Origin of the sequence: Streptomyces sp. NPDC001941, from assembly GCF_040296945.1 — a bacterium.
Classification (GTDB): Bacteria; Actinomycetota; Actinomycetes; order Streptomycetales; family Streptomycetaceae; genus Streptomyces.
This window is the reverse complement of the sequence record NZ_JBEOYE010000097.1, coordinates 15,622-31,844: the sequence shown is the minus strand read 5'-3', so window position 1 is coordinate 31,844 and position 16,223 is coordinate 15,622. Positions and strand designations below refer to the sequence as shown.

Here is a 16,223-nt window from a genome sequence, read left to right as displayed (position 1 = left end):
CCCCAACTAACACTTCACCTCCGCCCACCCACTTGGCCCGCGAGGGGTTATGGTGGCCCCCTTCGGTGGGTTACCCCCCCGGGGGGGGGCGGGGGCCCGGGACCTTCGTCCCTGGACCCGCGCGCACACCGCGGCGCACGCGCCCGCTCAGCCCGAGACGCTCGGGCGGCCGTTCTCCACGTGTCCCATCAGGCGCCGGCGGAAGCCGCCCGGCGCGGTGACCTCCACGTCGTACCAGCCGTGCGCGTCGGCGGCGGAGTGGACGATGGTCCTGGACCGGCCCGGCTTGACCTTGATCTCGCGGGTCCAGTCCGCCAGGTCCTCCTCGTCGACGTACCCCAGCGGCCGCACCGTGAAGGTGAGCGTCTGCCTGCCGGTGTTCCTCAGCGTGAGGTGCAGGTCACGATCGTGGTGGTCGATGTGCGAGGCCAGCTCCGCGCCCGCGCCGGGGGCTCCGGCGAACTCTCGGCGGAAGCCGTTGGGACCGGTGATCGTGAAGCGGTACGCCTGCTCGGTAAGGGGCACCCTCCATTGCGCCTTGCCCCTTACATCCTTGTGCTGCGGGGCGGCGAACTCCTTGGCGTACGGGTAGAGCGCGAAGTGCGCGCTCGCCGCGCCGGTGTTGCGCAGCGAGACCACCAGCGAGGAGCCGTCGAGCCGGCCGTCCGCGTCCGGCTGGTAGGGCAGCGGGCGGGCGGGGCGGGTGCCGGGCTCCTGTTCGGGCATGCGCTGCACGGCGGGCGGCTTGGGCTGCCAGCGGCCGCTGAAGGGCGGGATGGCGGCGGGGCCGTCCACCTCGGGCTGGCGCCGGCCGCGCTGGAAGTCGAAGGCCGAGGTCAGGTCGCCGGTGACGGTGCGCCGCCAGGTGCTGATGTTCGGCTCGCGCACCCCGGTCCAGCGCTCCAGGAAGCGGATCACGGAGGTGTGGTCGAAGACCTCGGAGCAGACGTGGCCGCCGACGGTCCAGGGCGAGACGACCAGCAGGGGCACGCGGACGCCCAGGCCGGTGGGCTTGCCCTCCCACTGCTCCTCGGCGACCTCGGGCGGCGCGACGGGCGGCGGCACGTGGTCGAAGAAGCCGTCGTTCTCGTCGTAGTTGATCAGCACGGCGGTGTGGCGCCACACGTCGGGGTGGCGGCCGAGCGCGTCCAGGACCTTGTAGACGATGGTGGCGCTGTGCACTGGCGAGGAGACGCTGGGGTGCTCGGAGTCCAGGGCGGAGGGCACCAGGTAGGACACCTCGGGCAGCGTCCCGGCCGCGACGTCCTTGGCGAACTCGTCCGCGAGCGTGCCGGTCGGCACCCGGCGCAGGCCCCGCTCGAACAGGCTGCGTTCCCGCTTGGTGAGCGCGGCGACGCCCTCGTCCAGGAGACCCAGGAGCCGCTCGCGCTCGGCGGTGTCCTCGGTGTCGCGGACGGCGGCGTAGAAGGACTCCATGTAGGTGTGGCCGCCGGTCTTCGCCAGCGCCTTGCGGGCGATCGCCTTGAAGGTGGTGAAGAACTCGATCTGGTTGTCGGTGAAGTTCTCCCACTCGGTGTACGTCTTCCAGCTGCGCCCGGCCTTCTCCAGGCGCTCGGCGTAGGTCCCCCAGTCGTAGCCGGGGTGGCTGCCCTCGTCGTAGGCGTCGTTGCCGACGGCCCGCTTGCCGTTCGCCTCGAAGCCCGTCTTGCCGCTCCACAGGTGGTTGCGGTTGGGGCTGGTGGAGGTGTGGACGGAGGAGTGGTAGGCGTCGCAGATGGTGAACGTGTCCGCGAGCTCGTAGTGCAGCGGGATGTCGCGGCGGTCGTAGTACGCCATCGTGGCGGCCGACTTGGCCGACACCCAGTTGTTCATCCAGCCGCCGGACCAGGCCTTGGCGCCGCCGCTCCAGGAGTGGTCCAGGGCGCCGATGTACTGCAGGTCCTTCTTCTGCGTCTCGGCCGCGCCGCGCACCGGGAACGGCAGGACGGTCGTGCCGAGCGGGCCGGGCTGCTCGAACACCGGCTTTCCGGAGGGCAGTTCAATGGCATTGCGGTCGCCGAATCCGCGTACGCCGCGCAGGCTGCCGAAGTAGTGGTCGAAGGAGCGGTTCTCCTGCATCAGGACGACGACGTGCTTGATGGCACGCAGCCCTCCGGACGCCACGGGAGCGGCCATGGCCTGCTGCAACGAGGGCGGGAGGAACGATCCCGCCGCTGCGGCGCCGAGCGCTCCGGTGCCCAGTGCGAGCATCCTCCTGCGCGAAATGTCCGGTGACAAGACCGACCTCCCAGTCGACGATCAATGGTCCGCGGGGAATCCATTGAGTGGTACGCCGGGGACGCTAGTGAGACCGGATGTCCGGGAAAAGACCTCGGATGGACGACCTGGTAAACGTCCAAGTGTTCGTCTGGAAAGTCCAAGTCGCCATCAATCGCTCGCACGAGTGACGCAGTTGTCCACAATGGCCGCGTTGTCCACAGCCCGCAGCGGATTTCGCCCCGGCCCTGGACAGTGGGGCCATGGCGGATATCGACGGTCTGGCAGACGAAGGTGTCCTCCTGGTGGCGCGTGCCCTCGAGGCCGGCTGGCCCCGCGGCCGGCTGTGGGGGCACCTCCGTCGCCAGGGCTGGACGCCGGTTCAGCGGGGCGCCTGGGCGGCGCCGGGCCTCGATGTCGACGTACGGCTGCGTCTCTTCGCCGCCCAGCTGGCGCGGCCGGACCTCGTCGCGAGCCACGGCTCGGCCGCCACCCTGCACCACATCGAACTACTGCGAGAGGAGGAGGAGTTCAGCTGCCGGCCGCGAGGGGACGGCGAGGTGGTGGTGACCCGTCGGGGACTGCGGGCCACCACCGCCGCCCGGACCGTCGCCGACCTGCTGGTCCGCGGCCCGCGCGACGAGGCCCTGGTCGCCGCGGACTCGGCCCTGGCCTGGCGCACCGTGGACGGGAGGCGCCGCCCGCCCCTGGTGAGCCCGGCCGAGGTCGCGCGGGCCCTCGCGCGGGCGGGCCGGGGCCGGGCGCGGGCCCGGCAGTGGCTGGGACTGGCCGACCCGGCCAGCGGCTCCCCCGCCGAGACCGTCGCCCGGCTGCGGATGCGGGACGCGGGCCTGCGCCCCGAGTCCCAGGCGGTGCTGGTGGGCCCGAGCGGCCGTCGGCTGCGCACCGACTTCCTGTTCCGGGACCGCCGGGTGGCCGTGGAGATCGAGGGCCACGCCTACCACGGCACCGTCGCCGCCCACCGCCACGACACCTACCGCTACAACGAGCTGGCGGGCTGCCCGGAGGTGAACGCCGTCCTGCGCTTCACCGCCACGGACGTGCTGCACCACCCGCGGGCCGTGATCGCCACGATCCGGGCGACCCTGGAGGCCCGCACCAGGAGGAGGGCGCGGACGCCGAAGGGCGGCGCCGCGGATCGCTCCGCCGCACCGCCCCTCGTACCCGGCCCCGGCGCGTGAGCACCGGGTCCCGGGGTCAGTCCTCGCTGACGCCCAGCTCCCGCAGGATCAGCTCCTTGACGCGGGCCGCGTCGGCCTGGCCACGGGTGGCCTTCATGACCGCGCCGACCAGGGCGCCGACGGCCGCGACCTTGCCGCCGCGGATCTTGTCCGCGATGGCGGCGTTCTGGGCGATCGCGTCCTGCACGGCGCTCGTCAGGGCGCCGTCGTCGGAGACGACCTTCAGGCCGCGCTTGTCGACGACCTCGTCCGGGGTGCCCTCGCCGGCCAGCACGCCCTCGATGACCTGGCGGGCCAGCTTGTCGTTGAGGTCGCCGGAGGCCACCAGGGCCGTGACCCGGGCGACCTGCTCCGGGGTGATGGCCAGGGCGGCGAGGTCGGTGCCCGACTCGTTGGCGTTGCGGGCCAGTTCGCCCATCCACCACTTGCGGGCGGAGGCGGCGTCCGCGCCCGCCTCGGTGGTCGCGACGATCAGGTCGACCGCGCCCGCGTTGAGGATGGACTGCATGTCGTGCTCGCTGACGCCCCACTCCTCGCGGAGCCGGTTGCGGCGCAGGCGCGGCAGCTCGGGCAGCGTGGCCCGCAGCTCCTCGACCCACTCGCGCGAGGGGGCCACCGGGACGAGGTCGGGCTCCGGGAAGTACCGGTAGTCCTCGGCCTCCTCCTTCACGCGGCCGGACGTGGTGGAGCCGTCCTCCTCGTGGAAGTGGCGGGTCTCCTGGATGATGCTGCCGCCGGAGGAGAGCACCGCGGCGTGCCGCTGGACCTCGAAGCGGGCGGCACGCTCCACGGAGCGCAGGGAGTTGACGTTCTTGGTCTCCGAGCGCGTGCCGAACTTCTCGGCGCCCTTGGGCATCAGCGAGAGGTTGACGTCGCAGCGCATCTGGCCCATCTCCATGCGGGCCTCGGAGACGCCGAGCGCCCTGATGAGCTCGCGCAGCTCGGCGACGTAGGCGCGGGCGACCTCGGGAGCGCGCTCACCGGCGCCCACGATGGGCTTGGTGACGATCTCGATGAGGGGGATGCCGGCGCGGTTGTAGTCGAGCAGCGAGTGGGAGGCGCCGTGGATGCGGCCGGTGGCACCGCCGACGTGGGTCGACTTGCCGGTGTCCTCCTCCATGTGGGCGCGCTCGATCTCCACGCGGAAGACCTCGCCGTCCTCCAGCTGCACGTCGAGGTAGCCGTTGAAGGCGATGGGCTCGTCGTACTGGGAGGTCTGGAAGTTCTTCGGCATGTCCGGATAGAAGTAGTTCTTCCGGGCGAAGCGGCACCACTCGGCGATGTCGCAGTTCAGCGCGAGGCCGATCTTGATGGCGGACTCGACGCCGATGGCGTTGACGACCGGCAGGGAGCCGGGCAGGCCGAGGCAGGTGGGACAGGTCTGCGAGTTGGGCTCGGCACCCAGCTCCGTGGAGCAGCCGCAGAACATCTTGGTCTTGGTGCCCAGTTCGACATGGACTTCCAGGCCCATGACGGGGTCGTACGTCGCGAGGGCGTCCTCGTACGGGACCAGGTCGGTGACGGTCACGGTGGAAACTTTCCCTCTCAGCCGAACAGGACGTCGTCGTCGCCGATGCGCTTGAGCTCGCGCAGCAGCAGGGCGACACCGGTGGCGATGGCGGCGGCGGAGACGACGGCGTCGACGAGCTTGAGCACGTCGTTCTCGGTGCGGGCCTTGCGGGCCTGCTTGAGCACGCTGATCGCGCCGAACGCGGTGGTGCCGATGGACAGGTACGTACCGGTCTTGGACTTCTTGAAGCCCTGGGCCTTGGACAGTGCACTCACAGCGACGGAGCCTCCTCCAGCAGCGGGTGTCCCCACTTCGCCACGAAGGCAGCCTCGACGGCGGCACCGACCTTGTACAGGCGGTCGTCCTTCATGGCGGGGGCGATGATCTGCAGACCGACCGGCAGGCCGTCCTCGGGCGCGAGGCCGCAGGGCAGCGACATGGCGGCGTTGCCGGCCAGGTTGGTCGGGATGGTGCACAGGTCCGCGAGGTACATGGCCATCGGGTCGTCGGCGCGCTCGCCGATCGGGAAGGCGGTCGTCGGGGTCGTCGGGGAGACGATCACGTCGACCTGCTCGAAGGCCTTCTCGAAGTCCTGCGTGATGAGCGTGCGGACCTTCTGGGCGGACCCGTAGTACGCGTCGTAGTAGCCGGACGACAGCGCGTAGGTGCCGAGCATGATGCGGCGCTTGACCTCGTCGCCGAAGCCGGCCTCGCGGGTGAGGGCGGTGACGTCCTCGGCGGAGCGGGTGCCGTCGTCGCCGACGCGCAGGCCGTAGCGCATGGCGTCGAAGCGCGCGAGGTTGGACGAGCACTCGGACGGGGCGATCAGGTAGTACGCGGACAGGCCGAGGTCGAAGGACGGGCAGTCCAGTTCGACGACGGTCGCGCCGAGCGACTTCAGCAGTTCGACGGACTCGTCGAAGCGCTGCAGGACGCCGGCCTGGTAGCCCTCGCCGCGGAACTGCTTGACGACGCCGACGCGCATGCCCTCGACGGAGCCGTTGCGCGCGGCCTCGACGACCGCGGGGACGGGGGCGTCGATGGACGTCGAGTCGAGCGGGTCGTGCCCGGCGATGACCTCGTGCAGCAGGGCCGCGTCGAGGACGGTGCGGGCGCAGGGGCCGCCCTGGTCCAGGGAGGACGAGAAGGCGACCATGCCGTAGCGGGAGACCGCGCCGTAGGTCGGCTTGACGCCGACGGTGCCGGTGACGGCGGCCGGCTGGCGGATGGAGCCGCCGGTGTCGGTGCCGATGGCGAGCGGGGCCTCGTAGGAGGCGAGGGCGGCGGAGGAGCCGCCGCCGGAGCCGCCGGGGATGCGGGTGAGGTCCCAGGGGTTGCCGGTGGGGCCGTAGGCGCTGTTCTCGGTGGAGGACCCCATGGCGAACTCGTCCATGTTGGTCTTGCCGAGGATGACGACGTCGGCTTCCTTGAGCTTGCGCGTCAGGGTGGCGTCGTACGGCGGGATCCAGCCCTCGAGGATCTTGGAGCCGACGGTGGTCGGCACGCCCTCGGTGGTGAAGATGTCCTTGAGCGCCAGGGGCACGCCGGCCAGCGGGCCGAGCTTCTCGCCGCGCTCGCGCTTGGCGTCGACGGCGCGGGCCTGCGCCAGGGCGCCCTCGCGGTCGACGTGCAGGAAGGCGTGGACCTTCTCGTCGATGGAGTCGATGCGGGCCAGGTGGGCCTCGGTGACCGCGACGGCGGTGAGCTCGCCGGAGGCGATCTTGTCCGCGATCTGAGCGGCGGTGAGCTTGATGATGTCGGTCATGATGGTCAGTCCTCCCCCAGGATCTGCGGCACCTTGAAACGCTGCTGCTCCTGGGCCGGGGCGCCGGAGAGCGCCTGCTCGGGGGTGAGCGAGGGACGGACCTCGTCCGCGCGCATGACGTTGGTCAGCGGCAGCGGGTGGGAGGTCGGCGGTACGTCTTGGTCGGCGACCTCGGAGACGCGGGCGACCGCGCCGATGATGTCGTCGAGCTGGCCCGCGAAGTGCTCGAGCTCTTCGGGCTTCAGCTCCAGACGCGCCAGCCGGGCGAGGTGGGCAACCTCCTCGCGCGTGATGCCAGGCATGCAGCGATCCTCAGGGGTGAGTGTGATGGTTTTGGCCCCAATCCTATGGGGCGCGGCGGCGTGCCCGTGAAACGGACCGTCGCGCGGGCGCCCGGGCCGTCGTCGCGGGGTGCGCTGGTCCACCCGGCTCATGGTGCGGGGCGCCCCCGGTGAGCTGCGCGGGTGCGGGGGCCGCGGGTCCCGACGATGGGCCCGGAGGTGTTCATGACTGGGTCATCGGGTCCGTTTCGGGCGGGGCTTCGGGAGGTGCGGGGCGCACGGTGGTGCGGCCCGCTGGTGTGCGCGCTGGGCGCGCTGGTGTGGGTGGGGTCACTGGTGTGCTGGTGGCTGCTGGTGTCGTACGAGGCGTACGCGCGGGTGCGCGGTCCCGCGGACCTGAGCGTCTACCTGGACGCGTCCGGGGCGCCGCAGGAGGAGCTGTACGCGCACGGGTTCGGGGCGCAGGGGCTGCCGTACCTGTATCCGCCGTTCGCCGTGCTGCCCTTCCGGGCGCTGGCCGGGACGGAGCTCGACCGGGCGCACCTGGTGGTGTCGGCGCTGTCGCTGCTGGCGCTGGCGGCGGCGGTGCTGGCGGCGGCGCGCCTCGCGGGGCGGCGGCTGGGCCCGGGGGTGGTGGGCGGTGCGCTGGCGCTGGCCGGGGTGGCGCTGTGGACGGAGCCGGTGCTGCAGAACCTGGACTTCGGCCAGGTGAACCTGGTGCTGCTGGCGCTGGTGCTGGTGGACCTGGCGCAGGGTGACGGGCGGCGCTTCAAGGGCGTCGGGGTGGGGCTCGCGGCGGGGCTGAAGCTGACGCCGGGGCTGTTCGTGGTGTACCTGCTGCTGTCGGGGCGCCGACGGGCGGCGGGGGTGGCCGCGGCGGTGTTCGCGGCCACGGTGGCGGTGGGGTGGGTGCTGATGCCGGAGGCGTCGGCGGCGTACTGGGGCGGGGCGCTGACCGGGCGGGCGGACGGCCGTGACTACCTGCCGAACCAGTCGCTCAACGGCGTGCTGGTGCGGCTGGGGCTGGGCGCGGAGGGCATCGGCGGGGTGTGGTGGGCGGTGCTGGCCGCGGTGGTGGCGCTGGCGGGCGTGGCGGCCGCGGTGCGCCTGGCGGGCCGGGGCGCGGAGCTGCTCGCGGTGTGCGTGGTGGGCGCGGTGACGCTGCTGTGCTCGCCGCTGTCGTGGACGCACCACTGGGTCTGGGTCGCGCCGGTGCTGGTGTTGGTGGTGGACGCGGCGGCGCGCGCGGGCGCGGGCCGGGCGTGGTGGTGGCCGGTGGGGCTGTGCGCGCTGTTCGCGGCCTGGCCGATGCGGGTCGACGGGTCCGGCGGCTGGGATCCGGGGCTGCCGATGCTGCCGTACGGGCTGCTCTGGTACGTGCCGCACTGGCACCGTGAGCGCATGTGGGACCCGTTCCACGTGGTGGCGGGGAACTTCTACGTGTGGCTGGGGCTCGGCCTGGTGGTGTGGGCGGTGCTGCGGGCGCGGCGGGCGGTGCCGCTGGCGCCGGCGCGGCCGGTCCGGGTGCCCGGGCCGGCCGCGCCCGGGGCGTCAGCCCAGGTCGGGGAGCGCGTCCAGTAGGTGCAGCCGGGCGTCCGCGGTGGTGACGCTGCCGCAGACGACCTGGGCGCCGTCGACGGTGACGTTGCCGTCGCGGGCGGCGGCGCGCAGCTGGACGCCGTCCTGGAGGGTGGGGTGGCTGGCTCCGGCGCCGAGGTCCTCGCGGGTGAGGTCCTGGGCGACGATGAGCGAGCGGACGGTGTCGCCGGCGGCCTGGGGCTCGACGAGGGCCTTGCGGCGCTCGTCGCTCAGCTTGGCGAAGGCGGCGTTGACGGGGACGAAGACCGTGACGTTCTGCATGGACGCGAACATGTCCTCGGCCTTGGCGTTCTTCACCAGGACGGCGAACTCCGACAGCTGCGGGGTGCTGCGGATGGTCTGCAGGGCCTTGGCGGCCGCCAGGGCCTTGGCGTCGGCGGTGCCGGGGGCGATCTGGGGGCAGGCGGTGCCGAACGCCTTGTCGTCGCGGCGGGGGCCCTCCTCGACGCCTCCGGGGAAGTCGGCGCCGGTGCCGGCGCAGCCGGCCAGGAGGGCCGCGAGGACGGGGGCCAGGGCGAGGGGGGCGAGGCGGCGCGCGGGTGCCTTCATGAGCTGCTCCGTTGGTGCGTGGTTCCGCGGAAGGGGGGCGGCTCATCAACATGGCACCGGTGACCGGTTTTTGGTGGTACGTCACGCGTGACGGACGGGTGATCCCGTACGAGATCCCCCGTGGCGCCCCAAGCGGACGGCGCGGCGCGGCCACTGCCGCACCGCGCCGCTCATACGACCCGCTTCCGTGCTCGTACGACTACGTGACCACCTGGCCCGAGGACTGGTCCGCGTCGGCGGGCGGGGCCGCGGGCAGTTCGCTGGACCGGTGCCAGCCGCGCTCGCCGCGCGCCCGCAGCCAGGCGGTGGTCTCGCTGGGCGGCATCGCGGCGGCCACCAGCCAGCCCTGGACGGCGTCGCAGCCCAGGTCGCGCAGGCGCTCCCAGGTCTCGTCGTCCTCCACGCCCTCGGCGACCACCAGCAGCCCCAGCGAGTGGGCCAGGTCGACGGTGCAGCGCACGATCTCGGCGTCCTCGTTGTCCACGGCGAGCCGGGCCACGAAGGAGCGGTCGATCTTCAGCTCGCTGACCGGCAGGCGGCGCAGGTGGACCAGGGAGGAGTAGCCGGTGCCGAAGTCGTCCAGGGACATCTTCACGCCGTGCCCGGTCAGGCCGGCCAGGGTGTCGGCGGCCCGCTGCGGGTCCTCCAGGAGCACGTGCTCCGTTATCTCCAGCTGGAGGGCGCCCGCGGGCACCCCGTGCCGGGCGAGCCGGGCGGCGACGGCGCCCGCGAAGCCGGGGGTGTGGACGTCGCGCGGCGAGACGTTCACCGCGACGGGCACGTTCAGGCCCTGGGCGCGCCAGCGGGCGACCTGGGCGAGCGCGGTCTCCAGGACGTACTCGGTCAGGTGCGGCATGAGGCCGGAGGACTCGGCGATGGCGATGAACTCGTCCGGGGGGACCCGGCCGCGCTCGGGGTGCACCCAGCGCACCAGCGCCTCCAGGCCGGCGACCTGGCCGTCGAAGCGGACCTTGGGCTGGTAGTGCAGTTCGACCTCGCCCGCGTCCAGGGCGCGGCGCAGGTCGCCGAGCAGGCCGAGGCGGTCGGGGGTGTTGGAGTCGCGCTTGGACTCGTACACCTCCACGCCCGTGCGGTCGCGCTTGGCCTGGTACATGGCGACGTCGGCGCGGCGCAGCAGGCCCTCGGCGTCCAGGGCGTGGTCGGGGAAGACGGCGACGCCCGCGCTGGCCTCCAGGACCAGGGTGAGTCCGTCGAGGTCGAGCGGCGAGGACAGCTCGGCGACCAGGTGGCGGGCGACGCGCTGGGCGGAGGTGGTGGAGTCGGCCGCGGGCAGTAACACGGCGAACTCGTCACCGCCCAGCCGGGCGACCTCGGCGCCGCGCGGCAGGGCGAGCCCGAGCCGTTCGGCGATCTGGAGCAGCAGCCGGTCGCCGGCCAGGTGCCCGAGGGTGTCGTTGACCGACCGGAAGCGGTCGAGGTCGATGAGGACGAGGGCGGCACGGGTGTCCTTGCCCTCGGCCTCCTCCAGGGCCGTCCAGGTGCGCTCCAGGAGCCACTGGCGGTTGGGCAGCCCGGTGAGCGGGTCGCGCAGCTGCTCCTCGGCCCGGGCCCGGGCGATCCACAGGGTGGAGTCCAGGGCGATCAGCGGTACGGCGAACAGCGGCAGCAGCACCGGCCGCGACATGGCGACGACGCAGATCAGCGGGGCGATGCCGAGCAGGGCGACGGCGACCAGGCCCTGGCGCAGCAGGGCCGTCCGGGCGACCGTGGGCAGCCCGCCGCCCTGCGGGGCGAGGGCGAACCACAGCAGCAGCCGGGTGACGGCCAGGTAGGCGCCCGCGGCGAGGACCACCTCGGGCACGGCCTCCAGGCCCCACTGCAGGGGCTGCCAGGGCTCCTCGACGGTGGGGACCTCGCCGAACGCGGCCAGGACCAGGGCGGCGGCGCCGATCCCGAGGATGTCCACGGAGCCGTGCAGCAGCCCCTGGCGCCAGCGGTGGCGCCGGGCCGCGCCGACGAGGACCACGACGGCCAGGCTGACCAGACCGGCCGGGATCCATCCGTACAGCAGCAGGACGGCCAGGGTCAGGGCGGCGCCGGATCCGGTGCCGCCCCACCAGCGGTCGCGGCCGAGCGCGACCAGGTGGCCGACGATGATCCCGGTGAGCACGGCCAGCGACCAGCCGGTCGTGGAGGCCGGGAACAGGGCGTGGTCGGTGCTCAGGGCCTGGTACAGGCCGGTGGCGAGCACGACGGCGGCGAGTCCCACGACCAGGACGGGCAGCCTGGAGGCCATGCCCGTGATGGCCGCGAACCCGCGCGGCCGTGAGACCGGGGCGGCGCTCTCGGTCGGTTTCATTCCCGTCCCTCTCACAGCCGGCGGTGCCGATGCCCACACGCGATGGCCCGTTGTCGCACCACCGCGACTGGATCCCTTGCCAGACCCCTGGGGAGCAGGGGGACACCCCATCGCAGCCGTGCACGACAGGCGCACGTCTCAACAGTAGGCCGCAGAAGGCCCTGACGGGCAGCGCTCTACAGGTCTTGCCCGAATGCGACCCGGCCACCCGTATCTATCTGGTATGCGCTGAACGGGTGGCCTTCGTCGGCTGTTCCCTGCCGGGGGCCTCCCTACTCCTCCACGGGCACGGCGGCCTCGCGCGCGGCGTCGGCACCCTGTTCGAGCAGGACCGCGAAGCCGTCCTCGTCGAGGACGGGGACCTTCAGTTGCACGGCCTTGTCGTACTTGGAGCCGGGGCTGTCGCCGACCACGACGAACGAGGTCTTCTTCGAAACGGAACCGGTAACTTTCGCTCCGCGGCTCTGGAGCGCTTCTTTTGCGCCATCCCGGGTGTGGTTCAGCAGGGTTCCGGTCACCACGACCGTGAGCCCTTCCAGCGGGCGCGGCCCCTCGTCCTCGCCGGAGCCCTCCTCCTCCGTGCGCACGCCCGCGGCGCGCCACTTGCGCAGGATCTCCTGGTGCCAGTCCTCGGCGAACCACTGCTTGACGGCGGCGGCGATGGTCCCGCCGACGCCCTCGGTGGCGGCCAGTTCCTCCTCGGTGGCCTGCTCGATGCGCTCCAGGGAGCGGAACTCGCGGGCCAGCGCCTGGGCGGCGACCGGGCCGACGTGCCGGATGGACAGGCCGTTGATGACGCGGGCCAGCGGACGGGTCTTGGCGGCCTCGATGTTGGCGAGGAGCTTCAGGGCGTTGGCCTTGGGGGTGCCCTGCTTGGTGGCGAAGACCATCGCGGTCTTCTCCTCGCCGGTCTTGGGGTCGCGCTTGGGCAGGCCGCTGTCCTTGTCGACGACGTACGCCTTGATGGGCAGCAGCTGCTCGATGGTGAGGTCGAAGACGTCGCCCTCGTCGGTGAGCGGCGGCTCGGACGGCTCCAGCGGCCGGGTCAGGGCGGCGGCGACGACCTCGCCGAAGTACTCGATGTCGAGCGACTCGCGCCCGGCGAGGTAGCTGACGCGCTCCCTCAACTGGGCGGGGCAGGAGCGCGCGTTGGGGCACCGCAGGTCGATGTCCCCCTCCTTCATCGGGCGCAGCGGCGTGCCGCACTCGGGGCAGTCGGCGGACATGACGAACTCCCGCTCGGTGCCGTCGCGCAGGTCGGCGACCGGGCCGAGGATCTCGGGGATCACGTCGCCCGCCTTGCGCAGCACGACCGTGTCGCCGATGAGGACGCCCTTGGCCTTGACGACCTCCTGGTTGTGCAGGGTGGCGAACTCGACCTCGGAGCCGGCCACGGTGACCGGCTCGACCTGCGCGTAGGGCGTGACGCGTCCGGTGCGGCCGACGCCGACGCGGATGTCGATCAGCTTGGTGTTGACCTCCTCCGGCGCGTACTTCCAGGCGATGGCCCAGCGCGGGGCGCGGGCGGTGGAGCCCAGCCGGCCCTGGAGGGGGATCTCGTCGAGCTTGACGACGACGCCGTCGATCTCGTGCTCCACCGAGTGGCGGTTCTCGCCGTAGTACGCGATGAACTCCCGCACCTGCTCCAGGGTGTCCACGACCCGGTTGTGCCGGGCGGTGGGCAGGCCCCACGCGTGGAGCAGTCCGTACGCCTCGGAGAGGCGGTCGATCTCCAGGCCCTGGCGGGCGCCGATGCCGTGGACCACCAGGTGCAGCGGGCGCCCCGCGGTGACCTTGGGGTCCTTCTGGCGCAGTGAACCGGCCGCCGCGTTGCGCGGGTTGGCGAACGGCTTGTCGCCGGCCTCGACCAGGCGCGCGTTGAGCTCCTGGAACTTCTCCATCGGGAAGTAGACCTCGCCGCGGATCTCCACGAGGTCGGGGACCCGCTCGCCCGAGAGCCGGTCGGGGACGTCGGCGATGGTGCGCACGTTGGGCGTGATGTCCTCGCCGGTGCGGCCGTCGCCGCGGGTGGCGGCCCGGGTCAGCCGGCCCTTCTCGTACGTCAGGTTGACGGCGAGGCCGTCGACCTTGAGTTCGCACAGGAAGTGGAAGGAGGACGCGCCGACGTCCTTGGCGACGCGCTCGGCCCAGGCGGCCAGTTCCTCGTCGTCGAAGGCGTTGTCCAGGGAGAGCATGCGCTCGCGGTGCTCGACGGCGGTGAACTCCGTCGCGTACGCCCCGGCGACCTTCTGGGTCGGGGAGTCGGGCGTGCGCAGCTGCGCGTACCGCTCCTCCAGGGCCTCCAGTTCGCGCAGCAGCTTGTCGAACGCGCCGTCGCTGATGACCGGCTGGTCCTTCACGTAGTACCGGAAGCGGTGCTCCTCGACCTGCTCGGCCAGCTGGGCGTGCTTCTCCCGTGCCTCGGCGGGCACCTCGCCTTGCTGTTCGACAGCCACCGTCATGTCCTCCCGTTACCGAAATATGTCCCCGAGCTCGTCACTCAGGGTTGTCCGCGAGCGACTTCGCGGCCCGGGCGCAGTGCGCCAGGGCCGCCCTGGCGTAGGCCGGGGAGGCGCCCGCGAGGCCGCAGGACGGGGTGATCACCACGGACTCCGCGAGGGTCCCCGGATCCAGCCCCAGCCTGCGCCACAGCGTTCTGACACCACTGACGCTACCGGCAGGGTCCGACAACGGGCCGTCGGTGGACGCCACGACGCCCGCCAGGAGCTTCGTGCCGCCCTCGACGGCCTCGCCGATCGCCTCCTCGTCACGCTCGGTGAGCAGCGAGAAGTCGAACGAGACAGCGGCGGCCCCGGCACGGCGCAGCAGCGCGAACGGCACGTCGGGGGCGCAGGAGTGGACGGCGACCGGCCCGTCGGCGACGGCCATCACGTCGCGCAGCGCGCCCTCGACGACCTGGCGGTCCACGGCCCGGTGGGTGCGGTAGCCGCTGGCGGTGGCGACGTGGCCGCGCAGGACGGCGGTGAGCGAGGGCTCGTCGAGCTGGAGGAGCACCTGCGCGCCGGGGACGCGGCGGCGCACCTCGGCGAGGTGGCCGCGCAGCCCCTCGGCGAGCGAGGCGGCCAGGTCGCGGCAGGCCCCGGCGTCGGAGAGGGCCGCCTCGCCGCCGCGCAGCTCCAGGGCGGCGGCGAGCGTCCAGGGGCCGACCGCCTGGACCTTCAGGGGGCCCTGGAAGCCCTGGGTGAACTCCTCCAGGGCGTCCAGGTCCTCGCCGAGCCAGGAGCGGGCGCGGCGGGTGTCGCGGCCGGGCCGGTCGCTGGTCCGCCAGCCGCTGGGCTCGACGTGCGCGTACAGCTCGACGAGCAGGCCGAGGGTGCGGCCGATCATGTCGGCGCCGGGTCCGCGGGCGGGCAGCTCGGCCAGGTACGGGAAGTCGCCGCCGGCCCCCTCGGCGCCGATGAGCGAGCCGGTGACGGTCTTGGCGGCCTCGCGCGCGTCGCCGCCGGGCATGGATCCGACCCCGGTGGCGGGGCCCCAGGGGAAGGTCATCGGCCGGGCCGCACCGTCAGGTCGTTGACCTCCGCGTCACGCGGCAGGTCCAGGGCCATCACGATCGTGGTGGCGACGGACTCGGGGTCGATCCAGCGGGCGGCGTCGTACTCCTTGCCCTCCTGCTGGTGCACCTTGGCCTGCATGGGGCTGGCGGTGCGGCCGGGGTAGACGGAGGTGACCCGGACGCCGTTGCCGTGCTCCTCGTGGCGCAGCGAGTCGGCCAGGGCCTTCAGGCCGTGCTTGGAGGCGGCGTAGGCGCCCCATTCGGCGTGGGCGTTCAGGCCGGCGCCGGAGTTGACGAACAGGACGTGGCCCTGGGCCAGGCGCAGCTGCGGCAGGAGGTGCCGGGTGAGCTCGGCGGGGGCGATCAGGTTGACGTTGAGCTGGTGGCGCCAGGTCTTGGGGGTGAGGTCGCCGACGTTGCCGAGGTCGACGACGCCCGCGACGTGCAGCAGGGAGTCGACGCGCTCGGGCAGCGTCTGGTGCGAGAAGGCCCAGGACAGGCGGTCGGGGTCGGCCAGGTCGCCGACGAGGGTGCGGGCGCCGGGGAACTGTCCGGCGAGCTCCTTGGCGCGGCCGGCGTCGCGCGCGTGCAGTACGAGTTCGTCCCCGCGCGCGTGGAGGCGGCGGGCGACGGCCGCGCCGATGCCGGAGCCCGCCCCGGTGATCACATGTGTAGCCATGCGGGCCATGCTCGCACTACCGCACGCCCGCGCCCTCCTCCAGGTACGCGAGGGCGGCGACGCCGTCCTCGGCGAAGAACACCAGGTCGCTCAGGGGCAGGGGCAGGAAGCCCTCGTCCTCCATGCGGTGGAACTGCTCCTTGAGGCCGTCGTAGAAGCCCGCGGTGTTGAGCAGCACGACCGGCTTGGTGTGCTTGCCGTGCTTCTTGAGCTCCAGGATCTCGGTGGCCTCGTCGAGGGTGCCGGTGCCGCCGACCATGACGACGACCGCGTCGGAGCGGGCCAGCAGCAGCGCCTTGCGCTCGGCGAGGTCCTTGGCGACCACCATGTCGTCGCAGCCGGGGCGGGTCTTGTGGGCGAGGAACTCCACCGAGACGCCGACGAGGGAGCCGCCGGCCTCGGCCACGCCGTCCGCGACGACCTTCATCAGGCCGGTGTCGGAGCCGCCCCACACCAGGGTGTGGCCGCCCTTGCCGAGCAGCCGCGCGAACTCGCGCGCGGGGCGCGTGTAGCGCTCGTCGAGGTCGGCGGCGGAGAGGAAGACGCAGATGTTCATGGCGTTACGGTACGACCGCGCGGGGCGG

The 16,223-nt window shown here is 72.9% G+C and carries 13 protein-coding genes; 2 read left to right on the top strand and 11 right to left on the bottom strand.

Features of this window, described 5'->3' with window-relative positions; all coding sequences use genetic code 11:
* Window positions 1-147 precede the first annotated feature (147 nt).
* Window positions 148-2,238, bottom strand: coding sequence for a phosphocholine-specific phospholipase C (locus ABT160_RS38805; RefSeq protein WP_351653170.1), 2,091 nt, complete (start codon window positions 2,236-2,238; stop codon window positions 148-150).
* Window positions 2,239-2,480: 242 nt separating this feature from the next.
* Between ABT160_RS38805 and ABT160_RS38800 the strand changes: the two genes are divergently transcribed.
* Entirely contained in the window at window positions 2,481-3,419 is a 939-nt protein-coding gene (locus ABT160_RS38800) for an endonuclease domain-containing protein (protein WP_351653168.1), read from the top strand.
* Between the two features lie 16 nt (window positions 3,420-3,435).
* Here ABT160_RS38800 and gatB read toward each other — a convergent pair whose 3' ends face one another.
* From gatB to gatC, 4 genes are read right to left on the bottom strand one after another with little or no spacing between them, the layout of a single operon-like run.
* A complete protein-coding gene (gatB, locus tag ABT160_RS38795) occupies window positions 3,436-4,947 on the bottom strand; it encodes an Asp-tRNA(Asn)/Glu-tRNA(Gln) amidotransferase subunit GatB (protein WP_351653166.1) in 1,512 nt (503 codons plus the stop codon).
* 17 nt (window positions 4,948-4,964) lie between these two features.
* Window positions 4,965-5,204, bottom strand: a complete 240-nt coding sequence (locus tag ABT160_RS38790; RefSeq protein WP_351653164.1) for a hypothetical protein — start codon at window positions 5,202-5,204, stop codon at window positions 4,965-4,967.
* Window positions 5,201-6,694, bottom strand: a complete 1,494-nt coding sequence (gene gatA, locus ABT160_RS38785; RefSeq protein WP_351653162.1) for an Asp-tRNA(Asn)/Glu-tRNA(Gln) amidotransferase subunit GatA — start codon at window positions 6,692-6,694, stop codon at window positions 5,201-5,203. Before gatA ends, ABT160_RS38790 begins: the two co-directional genes overlap by 4 nt.
* Before the next feature lie 5 nt (window positions 6,695-6,699).
* Window positions 6,700-6,996: an Asp-tRNA(Asn)/Glu-tRNA(Gln) amidotransferase subunit GatC gene (gatC, locus tag ABT160_RS38780; RefSeq protein WP_007384860.1), complete on the bottom strand. Its 297-nt coding sequence runs from the start codon at window positions 6,994-6,996 to the stop codon at window positions 6,700-6,702.
* 246 nt (window positions 6,997-7,242) lie between these two features.
* Here gatC and ABT160_RS38775 point away from each other — a divergent pair, with 246 nt between their 5' ends.
* On the top strand, window positions 7,243-8,556 hold the full coding sequence (locus tag ABT160_RS38775; protein ID WP_351653161.1) for a glycosyltransferase 87 family protein: 1,314 nt from the start codon (window positions 7,243-7,245) through the stop codon (window positions 8,554-8,556).
* On the opposite strand, the gene ABT160_RS38770 is transcribed toward ABT160_RS38775, so the two are convergent.
* From ABT160_RS38770 to ABT160_RS38745, 6 genes are all read right to left on the bottom strand, one after another.
* Window positions 8,527-9,123 carry a fasciclin domain-containing protein gene (locus ABT160_RS38770; protein ID WP_351653159.1) on the bottom strand — a complete coding sequence of 199 codons (597 nt, stop codon included), beginning with the start codon at window positions 9,121-9,123 and terminating at the stop codon, window positions 8,527-8,529. The two genes, ABT160_RS38775 and ABT160_RS38770, sit on opposite strands and share 30 nt — an antisense overlap.
* Before the next feature lie 199 nt (window positions 9,124-9,322).
* Entirely contained in the window at window positions 9,323-11,443 is a 2,121-nt protein-coding gene (locus ABT160_RS38765) for a putative bifunctional diguanylate cyclase/phosphodiesterase (RefSeq protein WP_351653157.1), read from the bottom strand.
* 272 nt (window positions 11,444-11,715) lie between these two features.
* The gene (ligA, locus tag ABT160_RS38760) at window positions 11,716-13,905 is read right to left on the bottom strand and encodes an NAD-dependent DNA ligase LigA (RefSeq protein WP_502984379.1); all 2,190 of its coding nucleotides are present in this window, start codon (window positions 13,903-13,905) and stop codon (window positions 11,716-11,718) included.
* Window positions 13,906-13,939: 34 nt separating this feature from the next.
* Window positions 13,940-14,953, bottom strand: coding sequence for a methionine synthase (locus ABT160_RS38755; RefSeq protein WP_351653155.1), 1,014 nt, complete (start codon window positions 14,951-14,953; stop codon window positions 13,940-13,942).
* Window positions 14,950-15,639 (bottom strand): SDR family oxidoreductase, encoded by a 690-nt coding sequence (locus ABT160_RS38750; RefSeq protein ID WP_351653153.1) that lies wholly within the window; start codon window positions 15,637-15,639, stop codon window positions 14,950-14,952. The genes ABT160_RS38755 and ABT160_RS38750 overlap by 4 nt, the downstream gene beginning before the upstream one ends.
* A gap of 16 nt (window positions 15,640-15,655) precedes the next feature.
* A complete protein-coding gene (locus ABT160_RS38745; protein WP_351653151.1) occupies window positions 15,656-16,195 on the bottom strand; it encodes an LOG family protein in 540 nt (179 codons plus the stop codon).
* Window positions 16,196-16,223 lie beyond the last annotated feature (28 nt).